Source organism: Pseudomonas sp. GM18, assembly GCF_000282195.1.
In the GTDB taxonomy this organism is placed as follows: Bacteria; Pseudomonadota; Gammaproteobacteria; order Pseudomonadales; family Pseudomonadaceae; genus Aquipseudomonas.
The window spans coordinates 1-8,292 of record NZ_AKJT01000013.1; the positions used below are offsets into that span (position 1 = coordinate 1).

Here is an 8,292-nt window from a genome sequence, read left to right on the forward strand (position 1 = left end):
CTGTCGAGCCTGCGAGGCTGCTACAGGCGAACGCAGACTTCGGCAGTTGCTACAAAAAGAGTGCGAATGGGATAAGGCGGTGGAGGCGGCGAGGGCTCCGGGCAGTCAGAGATCTGACTGCCCGGACTGTGGCCTTGTTAGCCACAAGCTGAAGAACAGGCGGGGGGGTGAATCGCGGGGGTTAATAAATGTCCTTTGAAAAAAGCGTAAAGGGCGTCTTGATCAGGATCTTGATGTCGAGCCACAACGACCAGTTGTTGATGTAGTTGAGGTCGATCTCCACACGCTTTTGCATCTTGTCGAGGGTCTCTGTTTCGCCACGGCAGCCGCTGATCTGGGCCAGCCCGGTGATGCCCGGTTTGATTCGATGACGGGCCATGTAGGCCTGGATCTTGCCGGTGTAGTAGTCGTTATGGGCAATCGCATGCGGCCGCGGCCCGACCAGTGCCATATGGCCTTGCAGCACGTTGAAGAACTGCGGCAGCTCATCGATGGATGTGCGTCGAATGAAACGGCCAACCGGGGTAATGCGCGGGTCTTCACGGCCGGCCTGGCGGACCTGGTGGTCGTCGTGCAGGCGCATGGAACGGAACTTCCAGACCTTGATGATTTTGCCGTTCCAGCCGTGCCGTTCCTGTTTGAAAATGATCGGCCCCGGGGAGGAGATCTTCACCGCGACGGCGATCACCAGCAGCAGCGGACTGAAGCCGATCAGCGCGAGGGCGGCGAGGCCTCTGTCCAGCAGGGTCTTGCTCAGTGCCGCAGTCGGGTAACTGGTCAGCGGGCTTTCATTGAGGTGGATAGCGGGCAGGCCATCCAGCTCGCTGACGGAGTGATTGAGCAACGTCATGCTGCCCAGGTCGGGAACCCAGACCACATCCACATTCGAATCGAGAAGGTCGATATACAGTGCTTCGACCTGTTTGGCTTCGCTCAAGGGCAACGCGATGTACAACCGCCGGACATCGTGCACCCGGATCAGTTCGCGCAGTTCCTGCAGCTGGCCCACGATCCGGTGGGTATTGACGTTGGTCGACAGCTCGTTGGGTTTTGAGCTGATCAGGCCGACCAGCGGTGGAAACTCGGTTTTGGCCAGTTTGTCCGCCAGATTCACCGCCAATTGGTCGGTGCCGATGATCAGGGTGTTGTATTGGCTGTGCAGTTGCCGATGGTAGTGCCTGGAAAAACTATGCAAAGGCAGGTACAGCAAGGCCTGCACGCAATAACCGGCGACGGCCCAGACCAGGATGAGTTCCCGGGAGAACAATTCGCTGGTCTTGCTGAGAAAGCCGATGCTGGTCAGGCCGGCCAGTGTCAGCAGCCATCCCACCAGCAGACGACCCAGGCCGGTCAGGTAACCATGCTGCTTGTGATAGACCAGAAGCAGGGAGTAAGAGGGGACCGAACCGAGGAGAGTAAGCACTGCAAGCACGCGATAATGAGCTTCGATTTCTCCTGTCTGGTACAACGCCAGAGCAAATAACAACGCATTGACCGAAGTGATGGCAATTATCCATTGCCCCCAGAAGGTCAGTCCTTTGGTTATGCTGTTTCGATTAATACGATTATGTACCATCGCGGTGTCCCTCGGGCGTGCGCCACGTTGTGTATCAGTCGACGGTTAATAAATGGCAGCCACGCGCAAAGGCTGAGCAAGCGCAGTTCGGTCAGAAGTTATTTTTATTATTGGAAGGGAATAACGCGGGCTATGGCTGGCCATCCGAATATTGTTTTCAAGTCAGCTGATACGGTTGTCTCAGTGTCCGGTTTTTATACTAGTACCTTAATCTATGTGGGTGTCTGACGAATTATAACGGATACCACGTCCAGTGCCCTTGTTATAAAAGGTCGTGCTCTTTTATTAGGAGGGCATCGCTAAAACGTCTATATAATTGCAGCATTCCGATAAGCGCTTGCCCGCCATCGGGAGGAAACCGGGCAGGAACTATGGAGAGAAAGATGTGCGAGGGACAGGCGGCGGGAAGTACAAGGCGAGGTGGTTAGGCAGTCAAGCGGTATCGAGTGGGGCGGGAAATCGCGTTTATTGTTATTGTTTTTGCGATTTTGCTCAGTAAGCGATTCTTATCCTTTGTGCCAGGCAATAACCACGGTTTCTGACCGAGCGAATCAAGCGTTCCCCGTTGGCGGCAGTCTTGAATTTTTTCTGTAACCGGCTCAAGCACATTTCAAGGCCGCTGTAATTCTCCGGGTCTTTATCGATGCGTAGAATAAGATCGTTCTTGCTGAGTACCCGTCGATCACTGATGACCAGTTGGGTGAGCATTAACGATTCGGTGCCGGTCAATGGGATGGTTATATCTTCCTTGATTAATGTTCTGTCGTCGGCATTAAACCACCAGATGTCGGGGTTACCCTGCGACTCTTTAACCCGGCTGACTGCAGAGATGAACTCTTCGTCTGCCACCGGTTTCTTGAGAAAGCCATCAACCCCGAAGTGCGAGAAGTGATGGAGTTCTGAATGCTCCGAGTTGGGAGTTATGAGTATGATTTCCGCATCTTTTTGATTCTTGCGGATAAAGCTGACATCGCTCAGCGAGATATCGGCCTGGTCGAGCAGGATGTGCGTGAATCGACTCTTTCGGATGCGTTCGCTGCTGAGTTTGCCAGATTCGATTTCAAAAGATAAATACAGGCGTTGTGCGAGAAGCGATTCTATTGCTTGTCGTGCCAGTTGATCTCGGGTGAAAATTAGAAAGCTGTTGTTTGACGTATTCACAATAAGGCTCCTTCCTAGTTTGGTGAAATTTTTAAAGCTTAAATAACCTCGGTCGGCGAGTAGTACCTCCCCTGGAAAAAATCGAAAGGCATGCTGCGGGCCAGTGTGTGCAGTGCTTTGTGCTCGACCCGGTCCGCGATGAACTTGATCTTGCTGTCATGGATCATGCTGCTCAGGCAGTCGTAAGACCTGTTGAAAAAGTCCTGACTGTTATCGACCATGATGTCGAAATTGGATCGGGTCAGGTCCACTTTTATGTAATCGAACAGCTTCGGGCTGATCAATTTTTCAACGCTGTCATCGCTTAAGTCATAGCCATCGAAAGCGATTTCGATCCCGTTGTCTTTCAATAAATGAATGTGATTGATAATGGTTCTTTTTTCTTTGAGATTGAATGAAAGGAACGAACTGCCGTTAATGCTGGGGATTAACTGCTGCTCATGCTTCTTGAGTGTCGTTTGAGCGTCGTTCAGTTCCCTGATGAACGCTTTATCCAACAACGCGGATTGGTGCATGGTCACGAACAATTTATTGGGCGTCTGTGCGGATGGGGAGGGTGTGGCCTCGATCTGTGAAAGGGCATTTAATTGGATCCGCATCAGTACTTCACGATAAATCGCCAGCGGGTGATCGGGATGCAGTGGCTGATACCCCTTGTTCAGAGGTGTCTGCTGTTTGGTCGCTTTGGCATAAATCTCACTGCCGAACAATTCATCGTTTCGCTTGAGAATTGATTGCCTGAAGAAAACCAATGCGAAGTTATCTTGCACGGTATATTGCCTGCTGGACTCCATCGTTTAGTCCCTTTAAGAATGAAAGTTTGCTTGCTTTACTGAAACGACTCCTCGAAGCAATCGATAGCCATAACCACGAACGCTATGAATGATGTTGATGCCGAAGTGCTTTTTGATTTTGTTTCGAAGGCGGCTTATGGATTTCTCCAGAACACGTGAGTCATAGAGCTTGATATTCAAACCCATGGATTCGGCCATAGAATCATGGTGCAGGATATTACCTTCTGCATTAATAAGCGCATCCAGGGCTTTCATTTCCTGATAGGCCAGATCCAGTTTGAACTCATCGTTGTATAAGTGCAGGCATGTTTGGTCCAGGGTCAACTTAGCGGTGGGCTGCCATTCAGGTGTTTCGAGCAGCTCTGAAATTAACCTGGCTTTTTCGTCCTGGTCGTTAGGTACATTGATGCAGTGATCGGCACCGGCCAAGTAACATTCAATTTTGGTTTGCGGGGCGCGAAAATTGATTGCAACGATAATGGACAGTTCTGTTGGACTCGTACGTAACTTTTTGATGAGCGCCAGGCAATCATTAAGAATGGAAGGGCTTTCAATATCGATTAGTACGGCATCGTGGGCTTGCGCTTCGCTATCTGGATTTAACGGGTTTGTGTAATCTAATGTATAAATATGCGTGAGATTGGGTACAAATAACTGCCGAAGTTTCTCTGCCGAGCGCCAAGTGCGCCCAATAGCGAGAATACCCCTCTGGCTATTTTCGATTTTGCTCTCAGTACTCATCATGCAAATTACTCATATGTGCTGGCGTTGCAATCTTAATACACAAAATACTGAAGTTATCTGACTTTTTATAACATTTTGAGCTTGTCAACAGGTGCCATTCCATTGCCAGTAGTTTCAGTTGATTCAATGACATAGCCAACTGTGGAGGCTTTAGCCAATTTGATTTTCTGATATCCGATTTAGTTAGTGAGCGCCTTTGCGTCGGACTAGGCCCTCTAGGTTGACTTTTCTATGATCAACAGTGAAGCGTGGCTGATCCGCGGATCAGGCTACAGAACGAGGCATCACTGAGAAGTCTTGCGTATAAATTGTGCGAAAGTCCGCATTTTTGATATCTGGAGTTGATTTATAAGGATATTCCACGGTGTTCTATGGCAGTTTAGGTGCGCGTTCAAAAGGCGCCAGTTCAACTGTCGCCTCTTTTTAGGGCAAATGAGAGCGGGGGGTATATTAATTGACTCTTTTTGCATTATATTCGTAATATTTTACGTCAAAAGCTGATTTTGTGAACGGTGTAGTTATTCCGTCAGGTTATTGAATACAAAAAGCTAAAACTGACATTGAATGGCCACTATACTAAAGTATTAGTCGAGAGGGGGAGCCGGTCATTGGTCCTTTTCGCAATTAATCATCCATGACACGCCAAACCGATCGACCAGCATCCCGAAGCGTGCCGCCCAGAACGTCGTCTCCAATGGCATTTGAATACTCCCGCCTTGCACCAATGCCGCAAACACTCGCTCTGCCTCAACCACACTGTCGACATTCAACGACACCGAACAACCGCTCATGCCGGCGCTGGGGCGATCGGGTGTGGTATCCGACCCCATGATCGACTGATCCCCGACCAACAGGCGCGTATGAATGATCAGGTTATGGCAGTCCGCTGGCACATGGTCGCGAGCCGGGGTTTCGCCGAAGGTCATCATGACTTCGATCTGGCCTGGCAGGCTTTTGGCGTAGAAGTTGAAAGCATCCTGGCAGTCGCCGTTGAAGATCAGGTACGGGTTGATTTTCATGTTCTGCTCCTGGTGATGGAATGGGGCAAATTGGTTGGACGTTCAGGTTCGTCTTCCAATCCCGATAGGCATTGACTCCTCATAGCAAAGCGCTAAAACGTGGTGAGCGACGATACTTTTTTAGATGTTTTTCCTATGGGCGAGGCGAGGCTTATCACCTCATATCCACGTAAAGTGGGCGTCGCTCATTCCACATACCGCATGACCTGCCACGCCCCCTCTACATCCGCCACCGAGTCCATCGCCCTATGCCCGTCCTTACCCGTTTCGCCTCTTTGCTCGACCAGGCGAGGCGTGCCTTGCTGCTGGTCTGGGGAACGTCCCGCGGGCTGTTTCTGGGGTTGGTGCTGGCGACGCTGATCGCTGGTGTGCTGCCGGCACTGGCAGCCTGGTTGGGGCAGCGGATTGTCGACGCGGTCGTTACCGCGATGCAGTTGCACGCGCAACAGGGCAGCGCGCCATTGTGGCCGGTCGTGCGTTATGTGCTGTTTGAAGCGGGCGTGCTTGCGTTGCTGTCCGGGACGCAGCGCGCGCTGTCGGTGCAGCAGTCGCTGTTGCGGGTGCAGTTGGGGCAGAAGGTCAACACGATGATTCTGGAGAAGGCCCAGACGTTATCGTTGGTGCAGTTCGAGAATTCCGAGTTCTACGACAAGCTGGTTCGGGTACGGCGCGAAGCATCGACCCGGCCGTTGGCGCTGGTGATGAAGTCGCTGGGGCTGATCCAGAACCTGATCGTATTGATCAGCTTCGGCGTGTTGCTGGTGCATTTTTCGCCCTGGGCGTTGGTGCTGCTGGTGGTCGGGGCGCTGCCGGTGTTCTTTGCCGAAGCGCATTTTTCCGGGGATGCCTTTCGGCTGTTCACGCGCCGGGCGCCGGAAAGTCGGCAGCAGAACTACATCGAGACGCTGCTCTCCCATGAGGGCTACATTAAAGAGGTGAAACTGTTCGGCTTCGCGCCGCTGCTGTTACAGCGTTATCGGGACACGTTTGCTCGTCTCTACGCCGAAGACCGGCGCCTGACATTGCGTCGCGATGGCTGGGGATTTGTGCTGGGACTGCTGGGCACCGCGGCGTTTTATCTGGCCTATGCGTGGGTCGTGGTCGATACCGTTCATGGCAGCATCAGCCTCGGGCAAATGACCATGTACCTGGTGCTGTTCAAGCAGGGGCAGACGGCGGTGAGCAGCAGCTTGAGCGCGATCAGCGGTCTCTACGAGGATGGCCTTTACCTGTCGAGCCTCTATGAGTATCTGGCTGAGCCGGTGGTGGCCGATAACGGAAGCCTTACCGTGGGCGCGGTGCCGGGCGATGGCTTGCGTTTCGAGAATGTCGGTTTCCGTTATCCGGGGGCGAGCCGCGCCGCTTTGCAGGGCATCAATTTACATCTGTTGCCCGGACACAGTGTCGCGCTGGTGGGGGAAAACGGCTCGGGCAAAACCACGCTGATCAAGTTGCTGACGCGGCTGTATCGCCCCGATCAGGGCCGTATTTTGCTGGACGGCAGCGATTTGCAGGTCTGGGAAGAAGAGGCGCTGAGACGGCGCATCGGCGTGATCTTCCAGGATTACATTCGCTACCAGTTCTCCGTCGGCGAGAACATCGGTGTGGGCGACACCCTGGCGTTCAACGATGAAACCCGTTGGCAGCAAGCGGCCGCCGAGGGCATGGCCGCGCCTTTCATCGAGCGGCTGGATCGCGGTTATGCCACGCAGTTGGGGCGGTGGTTTGCCGGAGGGCAAGAGCTGTCCGGTGGGCAATGGCAAAAGATCGCCTTGTCTCGCGCTTACATGCGCCGCGACGCCGATATCCTGATTCTGGATGAACCGACCTCAGCCCTGGACCCGGCGGCGGAGGCTGCGGTGTTCGAGCATTTCAGCCAACACACTGAAGGACGCATGACGTTGCTGATTTCTCACCGATTCTCCAGCGTGCGCAATGCCGACCACATCATCGTGCTGGATCAGGGGGCGATCCTTGAGCGGGGCGATCACGACAGCCTGGTCGCGGCGGGTGGGCGCTATGCGCAGTTGTTCAATGTGCAGGCTCGTGGTTATCGATAGCTCTGGGGAAATCAAAAGATCTTCAATGACCAAACAAATCCCCCATCCTGCCGGCCCCCGACCATCCACATCCCTCCAGAGTCAGCAACCGCTCTTTCGCCTCAAGCCCCCCGGCAAACCCCGTCAATTTTCCCGACGCACCAATCACCCGATGACACGGCGCGACAATCGATATCGGATTTTTACCATTGGCCGCGCCCACCGCCCGAACCGCGCTGGGATTGCCGATCTGCCGGGCTATTTCGCTGTAGCTGCGCGTCTCGCCAAACGGAATCGTCAGCAGCGCCTGCCACACCTGCTTTTGAAAGTCCGTCCCGGCAAAATCCAGCTCCAGCTCGAAGTGATTACGTGTGCCGGCAAAGTATTCCTGCAACTGCTGTGAGGTGCGCATCAGGATCGGGTTGTTCGCCGCTTCACTCATCGGCCCCAGCTTTACCCGGCCGGGTTTGTCGTTTTCCCAGAGGATGGCCGCCAGACGCGAGTCTTTCGCGACCAGCTTCAACTCGCCGACCGGCGACGCCAGGGTGGTGAACGTGTAGGTCATGCCGGCGGACTCCGCACACGTGCTGAACAGGGGCCCAGCATACTGCCTCGTCGGGGAGGCGCAATACGCAATTGCAGCCATACTTGCCTACTGCGTTTCCACCAGCAATGGTTGCCGGAAGAAACCAACCTGGAGAACTTCGCCACCAGTCCGGACACCAGGAAGATGCTCGAAAGTTGGGGTCATAAGTTTACAGGGCCGCAGGATCCCAACCACATCGCGGCTATTCTGGTAGGCGCGCCTTCGCTGGAAGGCAAACCGGTGGGCAAGAACCGCTTCTATGGGGCGAACGATCCACGGCGTAATACCGGGTTGTCACTCGGTTACTGAAAACAGGCGACCACCGGCCACCTCAGCTCCCTGGGTGGCCTCGATCCCGGGTAGCAGCTGCCGA

Annotated in this window: 7 protein-coding genes and 1 pseudogene; 2 read left to right on the forward strand and 6 right to left on the reverse strand. The window is 53.8% G+C overall.

What is annotated here, in order from left to right; translation table 11 throughout:
- Positions 1-181 precede the first annotated feature (181 nt).
- The 5 genes from PMI21_RS24850 to PMI21_RS24830 all read right to left on the reverse strand — a co-directional run bounded on the left by PMI21_RS24850 (position 182) and on the right by PMI21_RS24830 (position 5,294).
- Positions 182-1,576, reverse strand: a complete 1,395-nt coding sequence (locus tag PMI21_RS24850; RefSeq protein ID WP_007934177.1) for an undecaprenyl-phosphate glucose phosphotransferase — start codon at positions 1,574-1,576, stop codon at positions 182-184.
- 492 nt (positions 1,577-2,068) lie between these two features.
- A complete protein-coding gene (locus PMI21_RS29815; protein ID WP_007934179.1) occupies positions 2,069-2,737 on the reverse strand; it encodes a winged helix-turn-helix domain-containing protein in 669 nt (222 codons plus the stop codon).
- A gap of 38 nt (positions 2,738-2,775) precedes the next feature.
- Positions 2,776-3,531 (reverse strand): EAL domain-containing protein, encoded by a 756-nt coding sequence (locus PMI21_RS24840; RefSeq protein WP_007934181.1) that lies wholly within the window; start codon positions 3,529-3,531, stop codon positions 2,776-2,778.
- A 12-nt stretch (positions 3,532-3,543) separates the two neighbouring features.
- Positions 3,544-4,275 carry a winged helix-turn-helix domain-containing protein gene (locus tag PMI21_RS24835; RefSeq protein WP_007934184.1) on the reverse strand — a complete coding sequence of 244 codons (732 nt, stop codon included), beginning with the start codon at positions 4,273-4,275 and terminating at the stop codon, positions 3,544-3,546.
- A 605-nt stretch (positions 4,276-4,880) separates the two neighbouring features.
- On the reverse strand, positions 4,881-5,294 hold the full coding sequence (locus PMI21_RS24830; RefSeq protein ID WP_007934186.1) for a VOC family protein: 414 nt from the start codon (positions 5,292-5,294) through the stop codon (positions 4,881-4,883).
- Positions 5,295-5,542: 248 nt separating this feature from the next.
- Between PMI21_RS24830 and PMI21_RS24825 the strand changes: the two genes are divergently transcribed.
- Positions 5,543-7,354, forward strand: a complete 1,812-nt coding sequence (locus PMI21_RS24825; protein WP_007934190.1) for an ABC transporter ATP-binding protein — start codon at positions 5,543-5,545, stop codon at positions 7,352-7,354.
- 22 nt (positions 7,355-7,376) lie between these two features.
- Here the strand turns inward: PMI21_RS24825 and PMI21_RS24820 are convergent, their stop codons facing one another.
- On the reverse strand, positions 7,377-7,898 hold the full coding sequence (locus tag PMI21_RS24820) for a methylated-DNA--[protein]-cysteine S-methyltransferase (RefSeq protein ID WP_007934192.1): 522 nt from the start codon (positions 7,896-7,898) through the stop codon (positions 7,377-7,379).
- Between the two features lie 93 nt (positions 7,899-7,991).
- Here PMI21_RS24820 and ggt point away from each other — a divergent pair.
- Positions 7,992-8,228: pseudogene (gene ggt / locus PMI21_RS0127840) on the forward strand (gamma-glutamyltransferase); the annotation flags it as partial.
- Between the last annotated feature and the right edge of the window lie 64 nt (positions 8,229-8,292).